Raw genomic sequence first — 24,260 nt, forward strand, 5'->3', positions numbered from 1 at the left:
GGCTTACTGACCGCGCATTTCGGCGAGTTGACCCTGGACGATCTCCAGCGCCTCCTTGCCGATCGTCGCCGCGTTGGCTTCGTAGACGGGCATCACGGCTTCGCGCAGGCGCGCCATTTCCTCTTCGGAAAGCTCGCCGACCTCCATGCCGTGCTCCTTCAGGACAGCAAGGGCCTCGCCGGTCGCCTCGCGGCTGCGGGCGAGCTGCGCGGTGCGGCCCTCGCCGGCGCATTTCTGCAGAAGCTCCTGCTCCTGCGGCGTGTAGCTGTCCCAGACCTTCTTCGAGAACATCACCGGTGTCGGCGAATAGGCGTGGCGTGTCAGCGTCAGATACTTCTGGACCTCGTAGAATTTCGAGGCCTCGATCAGCGTCAGCGGGTTCTCCTGACCGTCGACCGCGCCTGTTTCAAGGGCGGTGAACACCTCGCCGAACGCCATCGGAACCGGATTGGCGCCGAGGCGTCGGAACGTCTCGAGGAAGATGTTGTTCTGCATCACGCGGAAGTTGAGGCCCTTGAAATCCTCCATCTTCTCGACCGGATGCCTCGAGTTCGTCGCGTTGCGGAAGCCGTTCTCCCAGAAGGAAAGCAGAACCAGTCCGTGCGCCGGCATCTTTTCGGCGAGATAATCATAGTAGGGGCCGGTGAGCACCGCATCGGCCTCCTCGTCCGAGCCGAACAGGAACGGCAGCCCGAAGACGTTCATGCCGGGTTCGATGCCGCCCAGTGCGTCCGAACCCGCGACGACCATCTCGATCGAGCCGGAGCGGGTCGACTGCGTGGCGTCGAGATCGTCGCCCAGCGCCCCGGAATAGAAGCCGCGCAGCTTGATCTTGCCGCCCGAGCCTTCCTCCAGACATGCCGACATCGCGTCGACGCCCGCCGAGACGGGATGGTCCTTCGAGGCGCCGTTCGACACCTTGATCGTGCGGCTGTTGAACTCGGCCGACGCGGTTCCGGCGAACATGGAAGCAGCCATCAAGGCAGCGGTGAAGATTTTCAGTTTCATTCCGTTTCCTCCAAAAGACAGGTTTGTACGGGGACGTAGTGCCGCGCCCCTTTCGGCTCAGCGCAGGAATTCCAGCGGGACCAGAACGAGTTGCGGGAACAGGACGAGCAGGAACAAGACGACGATCTGCGCGGCGATGAAGGGAAGGGATCCCTTGATGACCGTGTGCAGCGGCAATCGCGCCACTCCGCTCGCAACGCTCATCACGATGCCGACCGGCGGCGTGACGAGGCCGATCGCCGTGTTGATGACGAAGAGGACGCCGAAATAGACCGGGTCGATGCCTGCCGCCGTGACGACGGGAAGCAGCACCGGCGCCAGGATCAGGATCGTCGGCCCCATGTCGAGCGCCATGCCGATCACCAGGATGATCAACATGATGACGATGAGAAGCATCGTCGGGTTCTCCGCGATCGGCTCGACCATATCCATGACGACGCCGGAGAGATCGGCGATCGAGATGAACCAGGCGGTCGTCAGCGCGGCGGCGGCCAGCATCATCACCACCGCCGTCGTGACCGCCGCGTTACGCAGGACGTCGAACATGTGGTGGAATTTCAGCTCGCGGTGGATGACGGTGCCGACGAAGATGGCATAGACGGCGGCGACCACGGCGGCTTCCGTCGGCGTCACGATGCCGAAGCGGATGCCGCCCAGGATGATGACCGGCATGCCGAGCGACCAGCCGGCCTTGGCGGTGGCGTCGAGGCGCGCCTTCCAGCCCTGCCGCTCCATCGTCTGGACATTGTCGCGGCGCGACACGATCGCCCAGGCGACGGCAAGCCCAATGCCCATCATCAGGCCGGGCACGATGCCGGCGAGGAAGAGCTGGGTGATCGAGATGTTCGTTGCGACGCCGAAGATGATGTAGGCGATCGACGGCGGCATGATGGGCGCGATGGTTCCGCCCGTCGCCATCAGGCCGACCGAGCGGCCTTCCTCGTAGCCGGCGGCGCGCATCATCGGCAGGAGCATGGCGATGAGGGCCGCCGTGTCGGCTGCCGCCGAGCCGGAAAGACTGGCCATGATGACGGCCGCGAGGATCGCGACGAAGCCAAGGCCACCCTGCCGGTGACCGAGGAATGCCGTGGCGAAGGCGATGATGCGCTTCGACATGCCGCCGGCATTCATCAGCTCGCCGGCGAGAAGGAAGAACGGAATCGCCAGAAGCGGAAAGCTGTTGGCGCCGACGACCATGCGCTGCGCGATGATCTGCGGGTCGAACATGTCGAGATAGAGGCCCATGGTGAGGGCGCAGAGAATGAGCGCGAAGGCGACCGGCACGCCGACGACCAGCGCGCCCCCGAGGGTCGCGATGAAGATTGCGAGGGTCATGCGGTGAGCTCCACCTCTACGGGGCGAGGGGTTTTATAGGGGTCGTAGGTGCCGCGAAGCGCGCCGATCATGCGGTAAAGGCTGATGATGCCGATGCAGATGGCGGTCGGGATGACGATGCCGAACACCCAGATCATCGAGATGCCGGTGACGGGCGCATGGTCGGTGGCCGTGATGCCCGATTGCCGCCAGGCGCCGGAAAACAGCAGCCAGCAAGCATAGAGGATCAGACCATTGGCGACGAAGAGCAGGACGCGGCGCATGGCCGGCCCGGCCGAGGCGACGACAAGGTCGAAGCCCATATGCTGGTGATGCCGCATCGCGACGATCGCGCCCAGGAAAATGAGCCAGATGAAGAAGAACCGTGACAGTTCCTCCGAGATGTCGAGGCCGGAACTGAATGCGTAGCGCAGCACGACATTGGCGAATACCATCACCGTCATGCCGGCCAAGAGCAGAACGAGCAGCAGCTCGAGAAACTTGAAGAACAGGTCTATTGCCCTGTCGATCATTTCCTTCCTCCCGAAATGGTGATCACTTCCCCGGTCGTGTAAGGCGCGGAAAACAAGAGCCAGACGGCGGCTTCCGCGACCTCGCCGGCGGTTCCGAGGCGGTGAAGGGGTATGGTCGTCGCGCGTTCCTCCATCTCGGAGCGGTCGGCGAAGACGTCTTTCTGGATGTCCGTATCGATGATGCCGGGCGCCAGGGCGTTGACGCGGATGCCGGGTGCAAGCTCGCGCGCCATGGCAAGCGTCAGCGACTGCAGCGCGCCCTTGCTGGCGGCGTATGCGGCGTTGCCGGCCGCGCCGCCATTGCTCGCGGCGATCGACGAGAGATTGACGATCGCCGCCTTCGGATGATCGGCGCGCCGGTTGAGGAAGGCGCCGGTGACGACGAAGGCGCTGCGGACATTGATCGCCAGCACGCGGTCGACCTCCGCCGGATCTATTGCGTCGAGCGTCATGCGTCGGCCGATGATGCCGGCATTGTTGACGAGATGCGTCGGCTTCCAGCCGGCGCCGGAGAGCCCGGCCGCCGCGCTCTCGACGCAAGCAGGATCGGAAACGTCGACGTTGGCCGTCAGTGCCTTGTCGCCGAGCGCTTCCTGCGCGGCCTCGAGCCGGGCCGCATCCACGTCCCAGAGAACCGCGCGTGCGCCGCCGGCCACCGCCGCGTCGGCGATGGCCCGGCCGATGCCGGCGGCACCACCGGTTATCAGGACGACGGCGTCCTTCACCGGCCGAACCTTTCGTCGAGGTCCTGATGGAAGCGCAGATCGACGATGTCGCAGAAATCGGCGTAACTGTGTTGCGCCGGTCCGCCTTCCGGCGTGCCGGCGTCGCGCAGATGGGCGAGTGCGTTGGCGACCGCGCGAGTCGCGCTCAACAGCGCGGTCAGTGCGTAAAACACGACCGTGAAACCCATTTCCTCGAGATCGGAGGCCTTCAGCGCCACCGTCTCGTTGCCGTCGACGATTGACACCACCTTCGGCCCGGACACTGCCCTGGCGACGGCCTCGATCTCGGAAATCTTCTTGATGCCGTCGACGAAGACGAGATCGACGCCGGCATCCTGATAGAGCTTCGCCCTATCGATGGCCTCCTGGGCTCCCTTGGCCGGCAGCGCATCGGTTCGGCCGATGATGACGAGATCGTCGTTGCCGCGTGCTTCGAGCGCCGCCTTCAGACGAAACGCCGCCTCGTCGCGATCCATCAGCCTGATACCGGCCATCTGGCCGCATCTTTTCGGCGCCACCTGGTCCTCGAGGTGGATCGCCGCGACGCCGGCCTGGATATATTCGCGCACCGTGCGGTGAATGTTGGACGGGCCGCCATAGCCGGTATCGGCGTCGGCGATGACGGGTATCGAAACGGCGCGCGTCATGTTGCGCGCATGCTCCGTCATCTCGGTCTGCGTCAGCAGCCCGATGTCGGGCGTGCCGAGCCGTGTGGCGGTTGCGCCGAAGCCGGTCATGTAGACGGCCTCGAAGCCCGCCTGCTCGACGAGCCGGGCGCTGAGGCTGTCGGGTGCGCCGGGCGCGGCCAAAATCCTCGGCCCCCGCAGCAGGCTGCGAAGTTTTTCGGTCTGGTTCATTGTTCAGGCTCTCCTGGTGCCCTTATGGGCGGGAAGCGATTTGCGGGCGACGCGCATCGTTCGCCACACATGCTCGTCCATCACCGTGGCGAGGGCTTCCATGTCCTTCGCAGCGATCATCTCGGCCATCTGCAGATGCTCGGGATAGCTGGCGTCCCCCGGCCGGCCGTATTCCTCGCTCAGCGAGGTCCGGATGGCGGCGAGCTGCCCCTCGGCGGTGTTGTAGGCCGCTTCCACAAGCCGGTTGCCGCAATGGTCGAAGGCGGCGCGGTGGAAGGCGGCGTCGGCGCGGCCGTAGGCATATTGATCGCCTGCAGCCTGCGCCCCATCCATCGCGGCGATCGCGGCCCGCACCGCCTTCACCAGCCCCTTATGATCGCGGGCTATCGACAATCGAAGCGCCTGCATCTCCAGCATGAGCCGGTATTCGCAAAGCTCCTCGACATCGGCGAGGGTGGGAGAAAAGACGAAACTGCCGCGCTTGGGGCGGACAACGACGAGGCCGGTCTGCTGCAACTGCATCAGCGCGTCGCGAACCGGGGTGCGGCTGACGCCGAACGCCTCGGCCAGCTTGTCCTCGGAAATGTTCTCACCGAGCGCAAACTGACCCTCGATGATCGCTTCGCGCATGCGCTCGACGACAAGCTCCGTCAAGGAACGCGGCTGCTTGATGCGAAGGCTCTTTACCTCACTCAAAATCGACATCCTCCCAAGGCCGTCGGCGACTGCCTCTTTCTGTTGTATGTAACATACAGGACGTAACACGCAACAGCCTTCGCATGAGCCTGTGGACAATTGGAGTAGTCGGCAGGGCTGCGCCGCGCCGCGCCTTCGGTAGGGCCCGCTGCAACCCGTGATCGCGGGTGCGAACTTGGAACGGACGCTCGAAGCGGCTATGGCTTCTTCATGTCCAGGCTGACGAAGAATCTCCGGCGCCTCGTCGCCGGTACGCTGAAGGCGCGCGCCTGGAGCGAATACGAGAAACGGGAGCCTCATCCGGTGCGCGAATTGCGCGGGGCGATATCGGATCTCGTGGCCATCGCCGTCGTGGTGATGGTCGTCGCCATGGCGCTGATCGCCTGGATCCTCGAATTGTGACGTGCCAGCGGGCCGTCTCGCTCAGAGCCCGGACGGTGGAACCTTGCGCCGGCGCATGAGCAGGCCCCAGAACGAGGCAAAGATATTGGCCGAGCCTGCGAGCGCCACGAAATCCGCCAGGTTCGAGACAAGGTGCCATCGGGCCAGGATCGGCATTTCGCGATGGAGCAGAGCGATGAGTCGCAATTCGGCGAGAAGAACGGCCGTCCCGACGAACCAGCCCGCGATCAGCCAGAGCGCCCGCCGGTCGAGCACCGCGCGGATGTCGCGCCGATAGGCGATCCGCGCGACGTAGTAGGCGAGCACGAGGGACAGAACGACCAGCATGAAGCCGGCATAGGTGAAATCCTCCGAGACCCACACCGATTGCCAGCTTTCTCCGATCTGGACCCACTGCTCGACGGGAGGGGCGCGGTGGATGCGGGTGACGATGCCGAGCAGTCCGGCCAGATACTCGAACCCTCGCCAGCAGAACCATGCAAAGCCGGCGGCAATTGCGCCGGCGAGGAGGAAGCGCAGGCGTTCGTAGCGCAAGGGCCGATCGAAAGACGACCGGCTCAAGCAATCGCCTCCGCGTCGGGAAAAGTTGCCGTGGAACTGCATTCCTGATGCGCGCCCTCGCTTATCGCGGAGGCGATGTTCACTGCCAGTGCCACGCAGACGAGTCCGCAGACGACGGCGACGACGGCGGCGCCTCGGCTTCGCGTATGACGGGCGTTCGCGGCCATGCCGGCGCCGTAGATCAGGAAGGCCGGAACGGCGAAGATAAGGACGCTCAACGGGCCGTCGCAATCGACCGCTTCGATCCCCATCGCCCGATACTCGTTGGCATCCAGCGTCGCGCCGAGCGCGGCTAAAGGAAGTGCCGCGACGAGCACGAGATAACCGAGCCAGGAAAGCCAGTTCCTCCGCATCTACTCGCTTCCCTTAAGCCGACGCCTTTTCCGGTTCTGCCGGACAAGCCCGACAATGATCGAGAGAAAGAAGGCTATCGTCGCGACCAGCGTGACTTCAATATAGGCCTCGTAGACCCAATCCCCGAGAAAGCGGCGGATCAGTCGCTCGTTCCGAGTCATCAGCGCCGGTATCCTGGTGTTTCTCCAGATTTCGTCGCGAAAGATGAACGCTGTGACGAGAACAATCTCGACGCCGATGAAGACAATCAGATATTTGTCGATTTTCGGCCGGCGCATGCAGTGCCTTCGGGTGGCGGGTTGGGCCCCGTCTAGCGGTCTCATGGCGCGGCCACAAGGTTTTCTCGGTGCGAGGGAGCGGCCCAGCAAACGCCGCGGGTCTCTAGAATCCCTCTAAATTATTGACGTTGCGAAGTTTTTCCATTTGCTCTAACGAATTGGCCGCTCGGCGCCGCGAAGGCGTGCGAGAGAACAATCTGACGCGTAGCGCCGAACGATGCCTGCGACCCTGAACAACGTTTTCCTACTGCACCGCCGATCGTTGATGTGGAGCGTGATGCGCATCGTCCGCGATCCGCAGACGGCGGAAGACGTCGCGCAGGAAACCTATCTGCGGGCGCGAAAGGCGCTCGAGCGCGAGCCGATCGAGCATATCGAGGCCTTCCTTCACCAGACGGCCCGCAATCTGGCGTTCGACCACCTGCGCCGGCGCAGGACGCGCGGACAGATCGAGGCGGACAGCCTCGGCGAGCATGAAATTCTCGACATACCCGCCGACATGCCTTCGCTGGAAGATGCGATCATCGAGCGCGAGCGGCTGAAGATCTTCCTGGGTGCTCTCTCCGGCCTGCCCGAGCGGGTGCAGACGGTGATCATGCTCAGCCGTATCGAGGAATGGTCCAACAGGAAGATCGCGGACTGGCTCGGCGTTTCGGAGCGGACGGTTTTCAACGACATCAAGCTGGCGATGGCGCATTGCCGCGACGTACTCGCCCGCCTCGACCGCGCATGATCCCTGTATAAGCATGCTTTTCCACCGGCACAGGATCAATTTTGCCGGATTCCCGTGCGCCAGACGTCTCAGCTATAAGAATCGTGACGCAACGAGCATCGGATGACGGGAGTGGACCGCAAGGCGGACGATGAGGGGCAGCTGGAGGACGCGTTCACGCATGACGATCCAGTCGTGGACGAAGCGCTCGAATGGTTCGTCCGGTCGCGCAACGCCTCCCTGGACGCGACGACGCGGGCTGAATTCGACGCATGGCTGGCCCGGAGCCCGCGCCATGCGGAAGAGTTCCGCAATCTGGAGGCGATCTGGGGATCGGCGGCCTTCGGCAAGGCGGCTGAAAGCGCTCACGCCGGCGCCCATGCCGCAGGCGAAGCGGCGCGGCGCGTTTCTCCGGCGCGCCGTCCCACCCGCTGGGCAATGGGCATGGCGGCCGCGGCCGCGGTTCTGGTTCTTGCGGTCGGCGTCCGGCAATTCCCGACGATCATGCTGTATTGGCAGGCCGACTACGTCACCGCGACGGGCGGTCAGTCGACGGTGATCCTGCCCGATGGTTCGTCGATGATCCTGAACACGGCCTCGGCCGTTGCGGTCGATTTCGAGGACGGCCGAAGAAATGTGCGGCTACTCGAAGGCGAAGCCTTCTTCGACGTGAAGAACGATCCCGACCGTCCCTTTCGCGTCGCGGGACGGTTCGGCGAGGTCGAGGTGAAGGGCACGGCGTTTTCGGTTCGCAGCGATGACGAGCAAGACCGTGTCGTCCTTGAACGGGGCCGCGTCGAGGTCAGCCGGCTCACGGACCGGACGGAGCAGGTCGCGCTCGAGCCGGGGCAGATGACGACGGCGACGGCATCCGCTCTGTCGGTCGCCATGCCTGTCGACGCCGCTAATGCGCTCGCCTGGCGGGAAGGGCGCGCCATCTTCGAGGATCAGCCGCTCGCAAACGTGCTCGACGAGTTGCGCCGCTATCATGGCGGACCGGTGTTCGTCGCCGACGGCCGCATCGGCAATGTCGCCGTCAGCGGCAACTACCGACTCGACGACGTCGAAGGCGCCATCCGCACGCTGGCGGACGCCGTCGGAGCCGAAGCCTACGGCCTCCCGGGCGGAATCATAATCCTTCGCTAAATACTCAACTATTTTTTCCGACTCCGCTTTTCCGAAACGTCAGGCTTGTGAGGGGCGCGTTCCGGCACGGTGCCGGTTTGGTCCCTCATATCGACAAGAGGGCAGATCGGACATGGACGGACGGGCTGGGGACGCGCGCGCATCAATCATTTTTCACGGGGCGGGGGGCAGGCGAGGCCTGATCTCGACGTTGCTGGCGTCGACCGTGCTTTGTTGCGCGGGAGTTGCGACGATCTCCGACGCATATGCCCAGACTGTGCCGGCCGCGGCCGCGGGCCAGAGCGTCAGCTTTTCCATTCCCGCCCAGCCGCTTTCCTCGGCCGTCAACGCGTTCATTCGCGCGACCGGATGGCAGATCAGCTATTCGTCGGAACTGGCGCGCGGCAAGACATCCGGCTCGGTCGTCGGCACAATGCCGCCGGAAGAAGCCTTGCGGCGCCTCGTTGCCGGTACCGGCGTCGAGGTGAGGGCAGGCGCTTCCGGCTCGGCCGCGCTGGTGGCGTCCGGTGCGGGTGCGGGCAGCGGCGCTGTCGGCGACGGCTCCCTCCTTCTCGACGTCATCAACGTCACCGACGGCAGCGCAAATCCGGCGAACGTTCCCTTCGAGACGCCTGGTTCGTCGAGCCACATCAGCGCCGAGCAGCTGGAGCGCGTGCCGCCGAGCTCTCTTGGCGACATCTTCAAGTCCACGCCGGGCGTGATCGTCGCGGGCAACCGCGTCGGCGCCTCGATCGATCCCAACATACGCGGCCTTCAAGGGCAGAACCGGGTCAACGTGATGGTGGACGGGACGCGCCAGAGCGCGCACACCTATCGCGGCTACAGCGGCAGCCGCAACGAGACCTATGTCGATCCGGATTTCATAGGCGGCATCGACATCTCCAAGGGACCTTCGGCCGGAACCGGCGGCGTCGGAGCGATGGGTGGCGTCGTCAACATGCGCATACTCGAGGCCCACGACATCGTCGGGGAAGGGCAGACCTACGGTGCACGGGTGAAGGGAAGCCTCGGCTCCAACACGAAGAGCCCGCAGCCGGAAGGCACTGAAACCATTCGAAACGGCGGCCCGGAATTCTTCAACGGCGACAGTTGGACGGGCAGTGCCGTCGGTGCGATGGTGAGCGATGACTATGAGTTGGTCGCAGGCGTCTCGCGACGCAAGTCCGGCAATTATTTCACTGGCAAGAAGGGCAAGTCGTCATTCCTAGACGATCGCGTGAGCTGGACGCCGCCCGTCGAGCGCCCGTTGTCGCCTTTCGGGCCGGGTGACGAGATTTTCAACACCTCTCAGGATATGACCTCGGTACTGGTCAAGGGCAGGCGCAAGTGGGGTGACGGCCACATTTTCGGGCTAAGCTACATCTTCTACGGCAACGAGTACGGCGAGCTTGACGAGAATCTGCTGGTCTTTCCGGGCACCTGGGGACCGCCACCGACGCAGTTGGAACTCAGCGAAACGAAGACGCATACCTTGAAAGCAAGCTATGCCTACAAGCCTGAAGGCAACGACCTCGTCGATTTCTCGTCCAACCTCTGGATGACGGATATTCGCAGCCAGAGCACCGTCATGAGAATGGCTGAGCCGGACAGGGACGACATCAGAGCGCATGTCAGGACTTATGGCGGCGATGTCGCCAACACCTCGCTCTTCGATACGTCCGTGGGAGCGCTTACCGTCCAGAACGGCGCCGAATTCGTCTTCGAGCAGGCGCGCGAGAATGCCGGTTTCGTCGTCTATCCCTGGGACCCGGACAATCCGGATTATATGGGGCGCAATCCGACCGGCGACAGGACACTCGCCAGCGTCTTCAGTCGCTCGAGCCTCGACGTCACGGACTGGCTGACGCTTTCGGGAGGGTTGCGCTATGACTACTACTCGACCGAAGGAAAAGGTCCGGCGGCCGAACGCTATCCTTCCATGGATGACGGCCGGATTCTCCCCTCGGCGAGCGTCACCTTGAAGCCGTTCGACGGCATCCAGCTCTACGGCAGCTACGTGGAGGGTTGGCGGCCGCCGAGCCTGCGTGAAACGACGGCAGGAACGACGGAATTTCTCGTTCCTAATCCGGATCTTAGGCCGGAGCTTTCGCGCAATTTCGAGCTTGGCGTGAACATTCTGCGCGACAATGTCTTCCTGGAAGAGGACAAGCTGCGTTTGAAGGCCGCCTGGTTCCACAACACATATGACGACTACATCCTGCGCTCCCGGCCGGTCGCTCCGCTCTATACCTGGGTCAACATCGACAAGGCCCGCTTCACCGGCTTCGAAGCTTCGCTCCAGTATGACACGGGCACCTTCTTCGTCGAAGGGGCATTCACGAAGTACACCGACATCGCCATGTGCGATGAACCCACCCAGTGGCGTCCGGAGCGCTGCACCCTGGCCGTGGGCGCCGCCGACTACGGCCTCATGAACATTCCACCGGAATATTCGGGGAGCGTCACGGCGGGCGTGCGGCTGTTTGACCAGAGACTGACGCTGGGCGGACGCGCCTATTTCTTCGGCGAACGCTATGGCGGCTACAAGCTGCTTGGCGGAGGCGTAACCCAGGCCAAGGTCTACTACGCCAACACGATCGTCGATATCTTCGGCAGCTACAAGATCAACGACACGGCGACCTTCGATTTCAGCGTCGAAAACATCGGCGACCGCTACTATCTCGACCCGATGTCGACCGGCATCGTGCCTTCGCCGGGGCGCACGATCCGCGTAGGCCTCACCGCCCAATTCTGAGTGTGGTCGTCGAACCGGCTCTCCGGGCGCGGCAGTCCGCGCCCGGAGGCATCTCAGGAATGGCGCCGCCGGCTTTTTCCGGATCGGCCAGCCTGAAACGTCAAGCTTGCAAGGCTCGTTGAGGCATGTGACAGACGCTGCCCAACTCCAAGTTGAGGAATCGCGGAGACGAATTCTCCGCCCGCCGGAGAATGATGAATGACGATCGATATCGAAAAGCCGCTGGAACTCGGCCGGGCCAAGCGGCTCAAGGCGGCGACGAACGACACACATGCGCGACTGGACCAGTCGATCATGGCCGGCAAGCCGTTCGATAGCCGCGAACGCTACGGCTTGTTCGTAAAGGTGCAGCACCAGTTCCATCGCGATATCGATACGCTCTACGACAATCCCGCGCTCGACCGCCTGCTGCCGGACCTTCCCGGCCGGCGTCGTTTCACGCTGATCGAGCAGGATCTGGCCGATCTCGGCGTCGCGCCGCTTTCGTCCGGGCAAGCTCCGGCGTTCGGCGTGGAGGCGGACATTCCGACCGCGCTGGGCTGGCTCTATGTGGCGGAGGGATCCAATCTCGGCGCTGCATTCCTGCTCAAGGAAGCGGCCAAGCTCGGCCTGTCCGAAAATTTCGGCGCCCGGCACCTCGCCGGCGCGCCCGAGGGCCGTGGACTGCATTGGCGCACCTTCACCGCCGCGCTCGACGAGCTCGAACTCGATGAAAACGAGGAAAAGGCGATGGTAAGCGGAGCGGAAGCTGCCTTCCGGCGCGTGCACGGGCTGGTGCGGCAGGTTTTCGGCTGACGTTGCGATCACGGCGGGACGGGACGCACGCCCCAACGCCTGGACCTCGCATCAGCAGGCATTGCGCTTTCGCGTGACTGCGAAGAAAATATCTGACTGACGGAGTGAAGTTTTCTTCGCGACCGTCGAGGCGTGGTTGATTGCAAGGCATGAAGAAGAGCGAGGAACAGCAGCGGCGCTTCCGGCTCCCGCTCGACGGCATCGGTCGGGTGGGCTTCATCGTGCTCGGCTTCGTCATGCTTCTGCTTGGCATCATCGGCGCGTTTCTTCCCGTCATGCCGACGACGATCTTCCTCATTCTCGCCGCGTGGTGCTTCGGCAGGTCCTCGCCCAGGCTGGAGGCCTGGATGCTCGCCCATCCGCAGTTCGGGCCGGTGCTGCGGGACTGGCGTGCGCATGGCGCGATACCGCGCCGGGCGAAGATCATGGCCTGCGGCGGCATGGCGCTGGGCTATCTTCTGTTCTGGCTGGGGGCGAGGCCAGGTTCGTGGCTCGCGGCCTTCGTCGCGCTCATCATGATCGCATGCGCGGCCTATGTCGTGACGCGGCCGGAGCGCAAGGGCGCGGCGCAGCCGGCCGAGTAGAGGCGCTTTGAAACGATCGTGCGGTAGTGGATTCAGAACGTGAGCGGCGAGTGATAGTCCCGTCCCGCGCGCCTCTCGGCATGCTCGCGGCGCGCTGCGTCCAGAAGGTCGGGGTCGGCCAGAAGCGTCAGCGCCGTGCCTCCGATCGTTGCGGCTGCATGGGCCATGGCTTTATGCGCTGCCGGCGAACAGCCCTGTGCCACCACTTGCCAGCTATGGCTGGGCGTGCCCGCGGCCCAGGTCGCTGTCGCGCATTCGACTGTAGGCACCATCCAACTGACATCGCCCACATCGGTCGATCCGCTGCCCTGCCACATGCGCCCGTCATATCGGCGCAGTCCCGCATGCAGCGACACCTTTCCTTCCTGTCCGCAAGCGAACATGTCGGGCTCTCCCAGCGCCTTGCGGTCGCTGTCGGCGAGGCCCGGCAGCGTAGCCCGGATCTGCGCCGCGTAAGCGCGATCCGCATCGGAATATGCGAGAGGTCCAAGCCGCTCCATCGCGGCATGCATCGTTTTGCACAGGACGGAATTCGGGATGACGTTCGACGCGCCGCCTGCGGCCAGAATCTCGACTTCGGTCGAGGTCATCAGAGCCGCGCCGCGGGCAATGTCGTCTACCCTGGCGACCAGATCGCGCAGCTCGTCGAGTTCCGGTGCACGGATGAAATAGAGCGCGGCGGCCCTTGCCTGCACCACGCCGGGAGCGCTGCCGCCGCTGTCGGTGATCGCATAATGCAGTCGCGCATCCTGCGGCATGTGCTCGCGCAGGAAATTGGCGCCGATATTCATCAGTTCGAGCGCGTCGAGCGCGCTGCGGCCGAGATGCGGCGACATGGCGGCGTGCGCGGCCCGGCCGTGGAAGCGATAGGTGCGGTTCATCACGGCGAGTGTCGAGCGCGCCCTGACGCCGTTGAAGGTGCCCGGATGCCAGCCGAGCGTCGCGGCCGCATCGTCGAACGCACCGTCCCGCACCATGATGACCTTGCCGAAGCCGCCTTCCTCGGCGGGGCAGCCATAGTAGCGCACGATGCCCGGCATGCCCGTCTCGCGCAGCGTTGCCGCGAGCGCGGCTGCGGCCAGCATGGAGCCCGCGCCGAGCAGATTGTGCCCGCAGCCATGGCCCGGAGCGCCCTGCTCGACCGGAACTGGGGTGGTGACGCCCGCCTGCTGGCTGAGGCCCGGCAGGGCGTCGAACTCGCCGAGTATGGCGATGACCGGCCCCTGCGTTCCCGTTTCCGCAATGAAGGCGGTTTTCAGTCCCGCGACGTCCCGCTCTATTCGAAAACCCTCCGCCTTCATCGCGCGGATCTGCGCGGCAGCCGATCGAACCTCCTCGAAGCCCAGTTCGGGATGCGCCCAGATCTCGTCGGCGACGGCGGCGAAGGTCGGCTTCAGTCGCGTGACATGCGCGTCGAGCCGAACCAATACGTCCTGGGGGGCGGGCATTGGGTTCAGGCCCCGGTTTCGCGGATCGGCAGGATCAGCCGCGATGGATGCGCCGGATCGTGATGAATGCTGTTCGTCGCCCGGCGCAGATGCGTGTGATATCCCAACGGCTCGCCCGTGTTCGGGTTGACGTCGAAACGCGGGAAGGACGAGGACGAGATGAGCAGCCGCAACCGGTGCCCCGGCGCGAAGACGTTGCTGACCGGATAGAGCGGAAAGCGGACACGCACGACTTCGCCTTGGCTCATCATCGTCGGCCGGTCGAACCCGTCGCGGTAGCGGACGCGGAAGATGCTGTCGCAAAGGTTCAGGCGGTAGCCTTCCGGCCAGGCCTCGCTGACCGGGTAGACATCCTGCAGCATGCAGAAGAGGTCGGTGTCGGGCGCATCCGACGACAGGAAGATCTCGACCTCCGGCGACCCGGTGATCTCGGTCTCCCCGGCGAAGGGCGCGGTGGTGAAGGCAAGTACGTCCGGCCGTTCGGCGAGGTCGCCGAAAGGCGGCTGCGCGAACATGCCGGCATGCGTCACCTGGTCGGTCGCGCCCTGCAGCACGATGCTCTGGCGAAGGCTGATCGGGTCGCCGGTGCGCATCATGCGAGGGAAGTGCGGCAGATTCTGAGTCATCGACGAGACGTTGCCCGCCACCGTCGGCATCGGATGCGCGGGATCGAAGACGAAGCTGCTCGGAGCCGTGTCGGCCGGCGCCCGAGGTGCAAGCCCGCCGTCGCCCTGCAGGAACCAGTCATGGTTCACCACGCCTTCGGGCGGCCATTGTCCGGCAGAGATCCATTGTCCGCCATGGACGAGCTGTCCTTGCGGATTCCTGCCGCCGTCACCGCCCATGCGGAAATAACGGACCTTGGGCTGGTCCCGGAAGGCCGTCTCGTCGCCTTTCAGCCAGCGATCGAAGAAGCGCAGCATCATCGTGCGTCGGTCGGGTGCGAGATTGCCCTTGATGGGCGCACCCGGGCCCATATCAACCTGGCCGGCCATGCGGTTGTCGAAGTTGGGTCCGCCGTGCACCCCGCCGCCCATCAGCAGATATTGGTTGTCGATCCGCGCATCCATGGCGAGAAAATTCTCGACGGAGGAGCGAGCATAGCTGTCGTACCAGGCGCCGGCATACATGGTGGGAATATCGGCCGACTTGTCGCGGTAGGGTTCGAAATTGCGGCTCGGGTTCTTCCAGAACGGTCCGTCGTCGCCATTGCGGTAGAGATCTAGTGCCCATTTCTCCCATTTCGGCAGCGGCGCAAGCGGACTGTCGTCTTCGCTCCAGGGCAGGCGACAGAACCAATCGTACATCTTCTCGGCGTTGCGGATCAGCTCGGCCTGTATCTTGGGATCCGCATGGGCTTCCTGCGCGTGGATGCCGTTGGTGACGGCCCAGGCCAGCCAGCGCAGCTCCATCGCGCCATTGTGGCGGATCGCCGAGGTCAGCCCGTTCGATCCGCCCTGGTTGATCCACATCGCGCGCAGGTGAGGTGGCCGTTCGAGTGCGGCGGCGTTCTGGTTCCAGGCGCGCAGCGACGATCCCTGCGTGCCGATCATGCCGTTGCAATAGGGCAGCGCCGCCAGCCATTCGATCACGTCGTAGCCGTCGGTGCCGTCCTGGTCGAGGAGCACGAAATCTCCCTCGGACTCATACCGTCCGCGTGCGTCCTGCACGGCATAGAGGTAGCCGCGTTTCGCGAAGAACTCGCCGTTGCCGGCCTGTCCCGAGGGCCCTTTGCCCGAGCGCGTGTCATAGGGAGAGCGTGTCAGCACCGCCGGAAAAGGACCGGGCAGGGGATCGCCGTTGTGGGCGGGACGGTAGACGTCGACCGAGAGCCTCACCCCGTCCCGCGCCGTGACCTTCATCCCGCGCGAGATGACGACGTCGTATTCCGCTGTGGTCGGTTCCGCGCTCATGATTTTTCTCCTCTCAGCCGGCAGGGGCAATGCTGTTGCGATGGGCCAGCTCTTCCTGCTGGCGCAGAATGCGGCGCTGGACCTTGCCCACCGACGATTTCGGAAGATCCGCAACGAATTCGATGCGGCGGGGATATTTGTAGGGCGCGGTCAGCCGCTTGACGAAATCCTGCAGCTCGCGCACCAGCTCCTCGCTGCCCCGGTGGCCGTCATGCAGCACGACAAAGGCTTTCACCACCTCGCCGCGCTCGGGATCGGGACTTGCGACCGCCGCCGCCTCGCGTACCAGCGGATGCTCCGTCAGGGCGTTCTCGACCTCTTGCGGGCCGATGCGGTAGCCGGCCGAATTGATGACGTCATCGGCACGGCCCTCATAGTAGAGATAGCCGTCCGCGTCGCGACGGGCGTTGTCGCCGGTGAGGAAAAACTCCTGCCCGTCGACGGTCGCCCGCGTCGCCGCCGTCCTGTCCGGATCACGCCAATAGCCCAGCATCAGATGGGCGCTCGGCAGCCTGAGCGCGATCTGACCGGTCTCGCCGGTCGGGGCGATCCGCCCATCCTCCGTGACGAGGTCGAGCGTGACGCCGGGCAGCGCGCGCCCCATCGATCCGGGCCGCACCTCGGTATCGCGGTAGTTGGCGACCAGCATCAGGGTCTCAGTCAGGCCGTAGGCTTCAAGAACCGGAGTGCCGGTCATCTCCTGCCAGCGGGCGAGCACCGGCGGGTTCAGCGACTCGCCGGCGGAAACGGTCAGCCGCAGCGCGGGCAGGCTGCGTCCGGTCAGCTCCAACGCCACGAGATGGCGCAGCTCCGTCGCCGCGGCGCAGTAGACGGTGACGCCGTGGCGTTCCAGAAGCTCGATCCGGAAGGCCGGGTCGAAGGGGCCGTCGTAGAACAGCACGGCGCTGCCCCGGCTCCACGGCCCGAACAGGATCGACGTACCGGCCTTCGACCATCCTGTGTCGGCCGTGCAGAACATCACGTCGTCGGGGCCGAGATCGAGCCAGTGTTCTGCCGAGCCGCGCCAGGTGTAGAGCGCCCGGGCGGCATGGGTCACTCCTTTCGGAAGGCCCGTCGACCCCGACGTGTAGAAGATCAGGGCGGGGTCCTCGGCCGCGACCGTCGCGGCGACGAAGGGCGTCGCTGGCGCCTCGGCCAGAAGCTCGGCGAAATCGAGCCAGCCCGCGGGCGGAGGGGCCGCGGGCAAGCTGCCGCCCGGCGGAACGGCGGGATCGGCGGCGATGCGTAGGATCCCGGCGGGGCTGCCGGCGAACTTGCCGGTTTCGGCTGCCGTGGTGATGATCGCCTTCGCGCCGGAATTGTCCAGGCGGTGCGCTAAATCCTTGGCCGTCAGCATGGTGACGCAGGGAATGGCGACAGCCCCCAGCTTCAGGACCGCGATCATGGCGATCTGCCAGGCGGGGATGCGCGGCAGCATGACGATGACGCGGTCGCCTGCCGTGATGCCCCTCGTGCGAAGGGCGGCCGCCAGCCGGTCGGTCAATTCCGCGATCTCGGCGAAGCTGTAATTCCGCACGGTGCCGGCGGCATTGCACCAGATCAGCGCGGGCCCGCCTTGCGCGCGCATCGGGTCGATGGCCAAGCGATCGACCACATCGGTGCCGAAATTAAAGTTTGCCGGCACCTCGAGCCTGTAGTCGGCACGCAACCTGTCGTAACGATCCATTTCTGCTTTTCCCGGTCGGTTGTCGCCTGCGCGTGCTCAGCGTGCGCGCACGTCTGCAAGGAATGCGCGGGCATGCGCGGCGAGAACCTCGGGCTGATCGCCCCAGATCGTGTGGTTGCTGTTTTCGACGATCTCGAGCCGGGCGTCGGGGAAGCTCCGAAGCAGTTCCTCGGCCTGGGAGGCGGCAAGCACGTTCGACCTGTCGGCATTCAGGATCAGCACGGGCGCCCTTACCGCTGCGATATCGGCCGACTGGTCGGTCGAAAGGTTGAGGAAGACCTTGGTGATGGCGGTCAGGTCGTAGGCCCAGCTCCAGCTTCCGTCCGGTTCCCGGCGGAAATCGCCTTCCATCGCGATGCGATGCATATCCTCGCGCAGCCCCGCACGTTGGGGCAGGGACCGGCAAAAGGCTTCGGCCTCCGCGCGAACCGGATAGTTGCGGCGACGCGAATAGTGCGAACGGAGATATTTCACGATCTCGACCTCGGAGACGAAGAAGCTCGGATCGGACAGGATCAGCCCTGCCACGCGTTCGGGATGGGCGGCGGCGAAAGACGTCGCGACCTGATTGCCGACCGAGCTGCCGACGAGAACGATCTCCGAAAGGTCCAGCTTCTCCGCAAGGGCGGCTACGTCGTCCGCCAGCTCCGCAATCGTATAGCTGGTAGCGGGCCGGTCGGACGCTCCATGCCCGCGCATGTCGAGTGCGATGACGCGGCAGCCGTCGCGCAGGCTGGCGGCGAGATGGCCCCAGGCATGCGCGGTCATGGAGGTGCCATGCAGGCACAACAGCACGGGCCCGTTGCCGCCGGTGTCGAGATAACGCAGCCGCAGGCCGTCGAGCTCCGCAAAATGCGAGGTCCATTGCGGATCGATGATCGGGTCGGTCGAAGCGGCGGTGGAGGTCTGGATCATTCGGAAGTATTCCTTGTCGGAAGGGTCATGCGGAGTTGCCGGCGAGGCAGGCCGCGACCTGATGGTCGTGCAGGCTGCCGGTCATGCCGTAGGGGAGCGCTGCGCAGCCCGGCATGGCGACCGGACAGCGGTTTCGGAAGCGGCAGCCCGAAGGCGGATTGCGCGGACTGGGTACGTCGCCCGTGAGAACGGGAATCGTCTCGATACGTGCCTCCGGGTCCACCCGCAGGGCCGAACCAAGCAGCGCTCGCGTATAGGGATGCCCCGGCTCGGCGAGCACGTCGGCGACCGCGCCCATCTCCATGATGCGGCCGAGATACATGACCGCGACGCGGTCGGCGAACTGCCCCACCACGGCCAGGTCGTGCGAGATGAAGAGATAGGTCAGGCCATGCTCGGCCTGCAGATCGCGAAGCAGGTTCAGGATTTGCGCCTGCACGGAGACATCGAGGGCCGAAGTGGCCTCGTCGAGCACGATCAGCTCCGGTTTCGTGGCGAGCGCCCGCGCGATGGCCACACGCTGTTGCTGACCTCCCGACAATTGGTGCGGATATTTGTGGAAGGAATCGGCCGGGAGCTCGACCTGCGCGAGCAATTCCCGCACGCGTGCATCGCGCTCGGCCCCTCGGGCGAGACGCTGCACGTCGATACCTTCCGCGATGAGGTCGCCAACCGTCCAGCGTGGATCGAGCGAGCCGAGCGGGTCCTGGAACACCACCTGCGCAATGCGCGCCAGGGCCCGGCGGCTCGCGCCCGGCGTGTCTCCGCCGCGCGGTAACAGACGGATCCTGCCCTCGGCCACCGGTTCGAGCTGCAGGATCGCCCGGCCGAGCGTGCTCTTGCCGCAGCCGGATTCGCCGACGAGCGCGAGCGTCTCGCCGCGACGCAGTTCAAGCGTGGCGGATTCCACCGCGCCGACATGGCCGACAATCCGCTGGAAGAAGCCACGCCGGATCGGATAGCGGACGCTCACCGCCTCGACCTCGCAGAGAAGATCGCGCTTTGCGAGGCCGGGAGCGTCGACATGCGAGGAGGTCGGCTTCCTGTCGGTCCGAGGGGCGGATGTGGTTCTCATGATGCGGGCGCCTCCTCGAGCAGGCACCGCATCGCGCGGCTTTCGGACAGCGAGTCCAGCACCGGGCGCGTGACGCTGCAGGCGGGGACGGCCACCGGACAACGTGGATGGAAACGGCACCCGGAAGGCATCGAGCGGGCGGACGGAACGGACCCCGGCAGCGCCGTGACCCGAGTGCCCGGAATGCCTGTGGGCAGGCTCGCCATCAAGGCGCGGGTATAGGGATGGCGTGGCGCCCGGATGATCTCGTCGACCGTGCCCGTCTCCACCACCTGGCCGGCATACATGACCGCCACGCGATCGGCCATCGCCGCCACCACCCCGAAATCGTGGGTCACGATCACCAGCGCCAGTCCGAGTTCCCGCTGCAGGCGGCGGATCAGGCCGAGCACCTGAGCCTGGATGGTCACGTCGAGCGCGGTGGTGGGCTCGTCAGCGATCAGCAGGTCCGGCTCTGAGGCCAGCGCAATGGCGATCATCACCCGCTGCCGCTGCCCGCCCGATAGCTGATGCGGATAACGGTCGAGCGCCTCCTCGGGGTCGGGCAATCCGACGTGACGGAGCCAATCGGTGCCCTTGCGGCGTAGTTCCGGCTGACTGAAGCGGTCGGTTTGGCGCAGGGCCTCGTTCAGTTGCTGGCCGATGGTGAACACGGGATCGAGCGCGCGGGACGGGTTCTGGAAGATCATGCCGATCCGCCGCCCGCGCAGGCCCCGCCGCCGCCGCTCGCGATCGTCGAGGCGGGTGATGTCCTCGCCGTCGAAACGGATGCTGCCCTGGGTGATGGTGCCCCCCGCGCCCAGAAGGCCGGTGACGGCCAGCACCGTCACCGATTTGCCCGAGCCGGATTCTCCGATGACCGCCAACGCTTCCCCGCGCCCCACCGACAGCGTCACGTCGGAGCAGACCTCATGGCTGCCGGACCTGTTGCTGTAGGTGACGGCGACATTTTCCACCGCGAGAAGGGCGGAGCGCGCCGAGGCGGCATCGAGGGAAGGTTGGAGCGGCATCGTCTGTCCTACCTGCTCAATCGGTGACCGAGACTTCGGGCAGGCTGGGGAAGCCTTGCGTCATCATGGGATGCCAGCCCTTTACCCGCGCGTGGGCGGGATGCAGAAGCACGGCCGCCCAGACCGGCAGCGGATTGGCGACATTCGCCGCGATGTAGCGCTGGATTTCATGAATTTGGGCTACGCGCTCGGCAGGATCGACGGCCGCTTGCTGCGCCTCGATCATCGCGGTCAATTTGGGATCGTCCACCTTGGTGTAGTTGCGGTTGCCGCCGGGCAGGTAATGGGTGGTGAAATATTCGTCCGCTTCGGCGAACGGGCTCATGATGAGAAACAGCGCCTGGAAATTGCCTTCCGAGGCCAGCGCCTGGCCCGAGGCGGTATCGACGAGGCGGATCTGCGCGGTAACGCCGATTTCGGCGAGGTCCTGCTGAATCCATTCCGCTTCGCGTACGAACTCCTCGCCATAGTTCAGCACGGTGAATTCGAACGACAGCCCGTCGGCATAGCCCGCCTCGGCGAGGAGACGTTTCGCCTTCTCATGATCGGGCGTGCCGTAAAGGGCGATACGCTCCTTTTCGGGCAGGGTCTGAGTGGTCAGGGCCGGCCCCACCGGAGCTCCGATGGCGCCGCCGCCGCGCACCACCTCACCGAGCGCAAGCCGGTCGATGGCCAGATTGATGGCCTGACGCACGCGGATATCCGCGAACGGTTCGAACGACGGGTTGAGGTACAGCTCGGTCTGGTTGCCTGCGATGGTCTGGATGTCCTGCAGGTCCGGAACCGCCTGCTTGATGCCCTCCATCTGCGTCAGGTTCAGCGGGCCGAACCAGATGTCGATTTGCCCGGCGCGGAAAGCCATGATCCGCGCGTTCAGGTCCTTGAGCGGCAGGATTTCCACCTCGTCCAGATAGGGGAGCTGTTCGCCTGCGGCGCTTCGTCCGTAATAGGCGGGATTGCGGACGTAGCGGGTGGCGACACCCGGTTCGTCGCTCTCGAGAACGAAGGGGCCGGTGCCGATGACGGTTGTGTTGCGATCGTAGCCGCCGTTGAACGTCTCTTGCGGAAGGATCCACATGTTCTGATGAGCCAGGTTCTGGAGCAGAACCACATTCGGCCGCTTCAACGTGATGACGACCGTGTGGTCGTCGGGCGCCGCTATCCTGTCCACCGCGGAAAGAAGACCCCGCTGCACGCCTCCTTCGCGGATCGCTTCATAGGTCGCGACCACGTCGGCGGCGACGAAGCGGCGACCCGAAACGGGCACGACGTCCTGCCAGACCGCATCGTCGCGCAGATGGAACGTGTAGGTCAGCCCATCCGGCGAGATCTCCCAGCTTTTGGCGAGGCCGGGCTTGGGAATGAACTCGCCGTATCCCACTTCGGGTCCGGTGCTCCACTCGATCAACCTGCTGAGAGCGAGCCCGAGCCGCGAATGGACGGCGAACTCGGTGCTGGCCAGCGGATCGAAGTTCGGTGCGTCGGCATGAATGTTGATCGTCACCTTGCCGCCGTGATGCGGCGCTTCCTGAGCATGGAGCGCCGCCGGCAGCACGAGGCTCGCGCCAAGGGCGAGGGCGGGGAGAAGGCGATCGAGGGCTTTGATGCCGTGGCGTTCGAGGAGAGGAGACATGTCGATCCTGTGTCGTTGGCGTGGATGGGGGCAGGCATAAGTCGAGGCGGATCAGCGATTGCGCGGGTCGAGAACGTCGCGCAGCACGTCTCCCATGAGGTTGAGGACAAGTACGCTTATCGTCAGCATCAGACCTGGAAAGACGATCAGCCAGGGAGCCGTGCCGATGAAACGCGTCCCTTGCGACAGCATGGTGCCGAGCGAGGGATTGGGTGGCGGGGTGCCGACGCCGAGGAAGCTCAGCGCGGCTTCGGTCATGATCGCCACCCCGAAGGTGAGCGATCCCATGACCAGCATCGTGGGCATGACGTTGGGCGCGCAGTGGGTGAGAATGATGCGCCAGGGCGAGGCGCCGAGGACCCGCGCGGCGGACATGAAATCATAGGCGCGGATCTTGAGCACCTCGGAGCGCACCACTCGCACGAAGCGCGGAATCTGCGCCATGGCCACGGCGATGATGACGTTCCTGACGCTCGGCCCCAGCAGTGCCGCGATGAAGAGCGACAGGATGAGGGAGGGCAACGTGTCCAGCGCCTCGACCACGCGCTGGATCACCATGTCGATCCAGCCGCCGAAGAAGCCCGAAATCAATCCGATGATCCCGCCCACCAACATGGTGATCGCGACGACCATCAATCCCACGAAGAGCGAGATGCGCGTCCCATGAAGGACGCGCGAAAGCACGTCGCGGCCGATGTCGTCGGTGCCGAACCAATGCACCACGTCCGGGGCGCGCAGAACGGCGCGGCGGTCCTGGAAGAGCGGATCATACTGCGCGATCAGCGGCGCGAAGAGCGCGAGCAGGATCACCGCGACGAGGACGAGCAGCGCGATCAGGCCGACCGGCTCGTGCATGATGCCGCGCAGCACCGCAAGCGTGCGGCTTTCGCGCCGGGCGAGGGTCTCTTCGGAAAGGTTCGTCGTGCTCATGCGCGCGCCTCGCGAATGCGCGGATCGACGAGGCCGTAGGAGAGGTCGACCGCCAGGTTCACCAGGATGGTGATCAGCCCGTAGGTCAGAACCGCCGCCTGGATCACCGGGTAGTCGCGGTTCGCGACCGATTCAAAAAGCAGGTTGCCCAGTCCGGGAATGTTGAATATCCGCTCGATGATGACCGTGCCGGACAGCAGGTTTCCGAACTGCGTTCCGAGCAGCGTCAGCACGGGGATCAGCGCGTTCTTCAATCCGTGCCGGAGGTAGACGCCGGAGGGCGATACGCCGCGCGCATGGGCCGCGCGGATGAAATCCGCTCCCACCACTTCCAGCATGGCTGAACGCGTCAGACGCGAAAGCGCCGCCGCTACCCCCAGCGCCAACACGGCGGCGGGAAAGACGACCTGCTGAAGGTTCAGAAGCGGTGCCGCCGTGAAGCCGCGATAGGGGAGTGGGATGAAATAGCCGATCGCGGCCAGCGCCGTCAGGGTCAGCAGCCCGAGCCATAGCTGCGGGACCGCCAGGAATACGGTCGAGGCGACGCGAAGCACCATGTCGACAGGCGTGCCGCGCCAGAGCGCCGCCGCGACGCCCGCGCCTATCCCGAGGATGCCGCCGATGAGGATGGCCAGCACCGACAGTTGCAGCGTCGGCGCCAGTGCAGCGCCGATCTGGTCCGATACCATCCGTCCCGACCACAACGACTTGCCCAAATCCCCCGCCGCCACGCCGCTGATCCAGTTGTAGAACTGGACCGGCAATGGTTCGTCGAGTCCGAGCTGGGCGCGCTTTTCAGCGAGCAGCGCCGGCGTCACCGCGCCGGCCTCTTCCAACTGTCGGTTCACGATGTCGCCCGGAACGAAGCGGAAGGCCACGAAGACCAGAACCGCGACCGTCGCAAGAACCAGTAGACCCAGAATTGCGCGGCGCAGGGCGAAGGTCAGCAT

General features: G+C 65.1%; 24 protein-coding genes. 6 read left to right on the forward strand and 18 right to left on the reverse strand.

Translation table 11 applies throughout. The features are described from left to right. Nucleotides 1-3 precede the first annotated feature (3 nt). The 6 genes from XW59_RS17310 to XW59_RS17335 are packed head-to-tail and all read right to left on the reverse strand — an operon-like array spanning nucleotide 4 to nucleotide 5,133. A complete protein-coding gene (locus XW59_RS17310) occupies nucleotides 4-1,008 on the reverse strand; it encodes a TRAP transporter substrate-binding protein (protein WP_047146437.1) in 1,005 nt (334 codons plus the stop codon). A 57-nt stretch (nucleotides 1,009-1,065) separates the two neighbouring features. Next, a complete protein-coding gene (locus XW59_RS17315; protein ID WP_047146436.1) occupies nucleotides 1,066-2,343 on the reverse strand; it encodes a TRAP transporter large permease subunit in 1,278 nt (425 codons plus the stop codon). Further along, entirely contained in the window at nucleotides 2,340-2,855 is a 516-nt protein-coding gene (locus tag XW59_RS17320; RefSeq protein WP_082137636.1) for a TRAP transporter small permease, read from the reverse strand. The genes XW59_RS17315 and XW59_RS17320 overlap by 4 nt, the downstream gene beginning before the upstream one ends. Next, nucleotides 2,852-3,580 (reverse strand): SDR family oxidoreductase, encoded by a 729-nt coding sequence (locus tag XW59_RS17325; protein ID WP_047146435.1) that lies wholly within the window; start codon nucleotides 3,578-3,580, stop codon nucleotides 2,852-2,854. Before XW59_RS17325 ends, XW59_RS17320 begins: the two co-directional genes overlap by 4 nt. Further along, the gene (locus XW59_RS17330; protein WP_047146434.1) at nucleotides 3,577-4,437 is read right to left on the reverse strand and encodes an isocitrate lyase/PEP mutase family protein; all 861 of its coding nucleotides are present in this window, start codon (nucleotides 4,435-4,437) and stop codon (nucleotides 3,577-3,579) included. Before XW59_RS17330 ends, XW59_RS17325 begins: the two co-directional genes overlap by 4 nt. Nucleotides 4,438-4,440: 3 nt before the next feature. Further along, on the reverse strand, nucleotides 4,441-5,133 hold the full coding sequence (locus XW59_RS17335) for a GntR family transcriptional regulator (protein ID WP_082137650.1): 693 nt from the start codon (nucleotides 5,131-5,133) through the stop codon (nucleotides 4,441-4,443). 210 nt (nucleotides 5,134-5,343) lie between these two features. Here XW59_RS17335 and XW59_RS17340 point away from each other — a divergent pair, with 210 nt between their 5' ends. Next, nucleotides 5,344-5,535, forward strand: a complete 192-nt coding sequence (locus XW59_RS17340; protein WP_047146432.1) for a hypothetical protein — start codon at nucleotides 5,344-5,346, stop codon at nucleotides 5,533-5,535. A gap of 21 nt (nucleotides 5,536-5,556) precedes the next feature. Here the strand turns inward: XW59_RS17340 and XW59_RS17345 are convergent, their stop codons facing one another. The 3 genes from XW59_RS17345 to XW59_RS17355 are packed head-to-tail and all read right to left on the reverse strand — an operon-like array spanning nucleotide 5,557 to nucleotide 6,728. Then, nucleotides 5,557-6,096: a hypothetical protein gene (locus tag XW59_RS17345; protein WP_136068277.1), complete on the reverse strand. Its 540-nt coding sequence runs from the start codon at nucleotides 6,094-6,096 to the stop codon at nucleotides 5,557-5,559. Next, entirely contained in the window at nucleotides 6,093-6,449 is a 357-nt protein-coding gene (locus XW59_RS17350; RefSeq protein WP_047146430.1) for a hypothetical protein, read from the reverse strand. Before XW59_RS17350 ends, XW59_RS17345 begins: the two co-directional genes overlap by 4 nt. After that, nucleotides 6,450-6,728 (reverse strand): hypothetical protein, encoded by a 279-nt coding sequence (locus tag XW59_RS17355; RefSeq protein WP_047146429.1) that lies wholly within the window; start codon nucleotides 6,726-6,728, stop codon nucleotides 6,450-6,452. A 217-nt stretch (nucleotides 6,729-6,945) separates the two neighbouring features. Here XW59_RS17355 and XW59_RS17360 point away from each other — a divergent pair, with 217 nt between their 5' ends. From XW59_RS17360 to XW59_RS17380, 5 genes are all read left to right on the forward strand, one after another. Next, complete coding sequence (locus XW59_RS17360; protein WP_047146428.1) at nucleotides 6,946-7,461, forward strand: RNA polymerase sigma factor; 516 nt, start codon at nucleotides 6,946-6,948, stop codon at nucleotides 7,459-7,461. 102 nt (nucleotides 7,462-7,563) lie between these two features. Next, entirely contained in the window at nucleotides 7,564-8,586 is a 1,023-nt protein-coding gene (locus XW59_RS17365) for a FecR family protein (RefSeq protein WP_047146427.1), read from the forward strand. Between the two features lie 112 nt (nucleotides 8,587-8,698). Next, nucleotides 8,699-11,320 carry a TonB-dependent receptor gene (locus XW59_RS17370; RefSeq protein ID WP_082137635.1) on the forward strand — a complete coding sequence of 874 codons (2,622 nt, stop codon included), beginning with the start codon at nucleotides 8,699-8,701 and terminating at the stop codon, nucleotides 11,318-11,320. Between the two features lie 198 nt (nucleotides 11,321-11,518). Further along, nucleotides 11,519-12,115 (forward strand): biliverdin-producing heme oxygenase, encoded by a 597-nt coding sequence (locus XW59_RS17375; protein WP_047146425.1) that lies wholly within the window; start codon nucleotides 11,519-11,521, stop codon nucleotides 12,113-12,115. 149 nt (nucleotides 12,116-12,264) lie between these two features. Then, entirely contained in the window at nucleotides 12,265-12,699 is a 435-nt protein-coding gene (locus tag XW59_RS17380) for a YbaN family protein (protein ID WP_047146424.1), read from the forward strand. A 32-nt stretch (nucleotides 12,700-12,731) separates the two neighbouring features. Here the strand turns inward: XW59_RS17380 and XW59_RS17385 are convergent, their stop codons facing one another. From XW59_RS17385 to XW59_RS17425, 9 genes are read right to left on the reverse strand one after another with little or no spacing between them, the layout of a single operon-like run. Next, nucleotides 12,732-14,147: an amidohydrolase gene (locus XW59_RS17385; RefSeq protein ID WP_047146423.1), complete on the reverse strand. Its 1,416-nt coding sequence runs from the start codon at nucleotides 14,145-14,147 to the stop codon at nucleotides 12,732-12,734. Between the two features lie 5 nt (nucleotides 14,148-14,152). Beyond that, nucleotides 14,153-16,060, reverse strand: coding sequence for a CocE/NonD family hydrolase (locus XW59_RS17390; protein ID WP_047146422.1), 1,908 nt, complete (start codon nucleotides 16,058-16,060; stop codon nucleotides 14,153-14,155). Nucleotides 16,061-16,073: 13 nt separating this feature from the next. Then, nucleotides 16,074-17,747, reverse strand: coding sequence for an AMP-binding protein (locus XW59_RS17395; protein ID WP_246666120.1), 1,674 nt, complete (start codon nucleotides 17,745-17,747; stop codon nucleotides 16,074-16,076). Nucleotides 17,748-17,783: 36 nt separating this feature from the next. After that, nucleotides 17,784-18,662, reverse strand: coding sequence for an alpha/beta hydrolase (locus XW59_RS17400; RefSeq protein WP_047146420.1), 879 nt, complete (start codon nucleotides 18,660-18,662; stop codon nucleotides 17,784-17,786). Between the two features lie 25 nt (nucleotides 18,663-18,687). Next, nucleotides 18,688-19,737, reverse strand: coding sequence for an ABC transporter ATP-binding protein (locus XW59_RS17405; RefSeq protein WP_082137633.1), 1,050 nt, complete (start codon nucleotides 19,735-19,737; stop codon nucleotides 18,688-18,690). Continuing rightward, nucleotides 19,734-20,747 carry an ABC transporter ATP-binding protein gene (locus XW59_RS17410; protein ID WP_047146419.1) on the reverse strand — a complete coding sequence of 338 codons (1,014 nt, stop codon included), beginning with the start codon at nucleotides 20,745-20,747 and terminating at the stop codon, nucleotides 19,734-19,736. Before XW59_RS17410 ends, XW59_RS17405 begins: the two co-directional genes overlap by 4 nt. A 16-nt stretch (nucleotides 20,748-20,763) precedes the next feature. Next, nucleotides 20,764-22,380 carry an ABC transporter substrate-binding protein gene (locus XW59_RS17415; protein WP_047146418.1) on the reverse strand — a complete coding sequence of 539 codons (1,617 nt, stop codon included), beginning with the start codon at nucleotides 22,378-22,380 and terminating at the stop codon, nucleotides 20,764-20,766. A 51-nt stretch (nucleotides 22,381-22,431) separates the two neighbouring features. Then, nucleotides 22,432-23,310 (reverse strand): ABC transporter permease, encoded by an 879-nt coding sequence (locus tag XW59_RS17420; protein ID WP_047146417.1) that lies wholly within the window; start codon nucleotides 23,308-23,310, stop codon nucleotides 22,432-22,434. Continuing rightward, nucleotides 23,307-24,260, reverse strand: coding sequence for an ABC transporter permease (locus tag XW59_RS17425; protein WP_047146416.1), 954 nt, complete (start codon nucleotides 24,258-24,260; stop codon nucleotides 23,307-23,309). Before XW59_RS17425 ends, XW59_RS17420 begins: the two co-directional genes overlap by 4 nt.

It is taken from the genome of Aquamicrobium sp. LC103, from assembly GCF_001014615.2.
In the GTDB taxonomy this organism is placed as follows: Bacteria; Pseudomonadota; Alphaproteobacteria; order Rhizobiales; family Rhizobiaceae; genus LBCQ02.

Coding starts and splice junctions, on each gene's coding strand:
- XW59_RS17310 (WP_047146437.1), bottom strand. CDS start 1,008: ATGAAACTGAAAATCTTCACCGCTGCCTTGATGGCTGCTTCCATGTTC.
- XW59_RS17315 (WP_047146436.1), bottom strand. CDS start 2,343: ATGACCCTCGCAATCTTCATCGCGACCCTCGGGGGCGCGCTGGTCGTC.
- XW59_RS17320 (WP_082137636.1), bottom strand. CDS start 2,855: ATGATCGACAGGGCAATAGACCTGTTCTTCAAGTTTCTCGAGCTGCTG.
- XW59_RS17330 (WP_047146434.1), bottom strand. CDS start 4,437: ATGAACCAGACCGAAAAACTTCGCAGCCTGCTGCGGGGGCCGAGGATT.
- XW59_RS17340 (WP_047146432.1), top strand. CDS start 5,344: ATGTCCAGGCTGACGAAGAATCTCCGGCGCCTCGTCGCCGGTACGCTG.
- XW59_RS17350 (WP_047146430.1), bottom strand. CDS start 6,449: ATGCGGAGGAACTGGCTTTCCTGGCTCGGTTATCTCGTGCTCGTCGCG.
- XW59_RS17355 (WP_047146429.1), bottom strand. CDS start 6,728: ATGCGCCGGCCGAAAATCGACAAATATCTGATTGTCTTCATCGGCGTC.
- XW59_RS17360 (WP_047146428.1), top strand. CDS start 6,946: ATGCCTGCGACCCTGAACAACGTTTTCCTACTGCACCGCCGATCGTTG.
- XW59_RS17365 (WP_047146427.1), top strand. CDS start 7,564: ATGACGGGAGTGGACCGCAAGGCGGACGATGAGGGGCAGCTGGAGGAC.
- XW59_RS17370 (WP_082137635.1), top strand. CDS start 8,699: ATGGACGGACGGGCTGGGGACGCGCGCGCATCAATCATTTTTCACGGG.
- XW59_RS17375 (WP_047146425.1), top strand. CDS start 11,519: ATGACGATCGATATCGAAAAGCCGCTGGAACTCGGCCGGGCCAAGCGG.
- XW59_RS17380 (WP_047146424.1), top strand. CDS start 12,265: ATGAAGAAGAGCGAGGAACAGCAGCGGCGCTTCCGGCTCCCGCTCGAC.
- XW59_RS17385 (WP_047146423.1), bottom strand. CDS start 14,147: ATGCCCGCCCCCCAGGACGTATTGGTTCGGCTCGACGCGCATGTCACG.
- XW59_RS17390 (WP_047146422.1), bottom strand. CDS start 16,060: ATGAGCGCGGAACCGACCACAGCGGAATACGACGTCGTCATCTCGCGC.
- XW59_RS17395 (WP_246666120.1), bottom strand. CDS start 17,747: ATGGATCGTTACGACAGGTTGCGTGCCGACTACAGGCTCGAGGTGCCG.
- XW59_RS17400 (WP_047146420.1), bottom strand. CDS start 18,662: ATGATCCAGACCTCCACCGCCGCTTCGACCGACCCGATCATCGATCCG.
- XW59_RS17405 (WP_082137633.1), bottom strand. CDS start 19,737: ATGAGAACCACATCCGCCCCTCGGACCGACAGGAAGCCGACCTCCTCG.
- XW59_RS17410 (WP_047146419.1), bottom strand. CDS start 20,747: ATGCCGCTCCAACCTTCCCTCGATGCCGCCTCGGCGCGCTCCGCCCTT.
- XW59_RS17415 (WP_047146418.1), bottom strand. CDS start 22,380: ATGTCTCCTCTCCTCGAACGCCACGGCATCAAAGCCCTCGATCGCCTT.
- XW59_RS17420 (WP_047146417.1), bottom strand. CDS start 23,310: ATGAGCACGACGAACCTTTCCGAAGAGACCCTCGCCCGGCGCGAAAGC.
- XW59_RS17425 (WP_047146416.1), bottom strand. CDS start 24,260: ATGCTGACCTTCGCCCTGCGCCGCGCAATTCTGGGTCTACTGGTTCTT.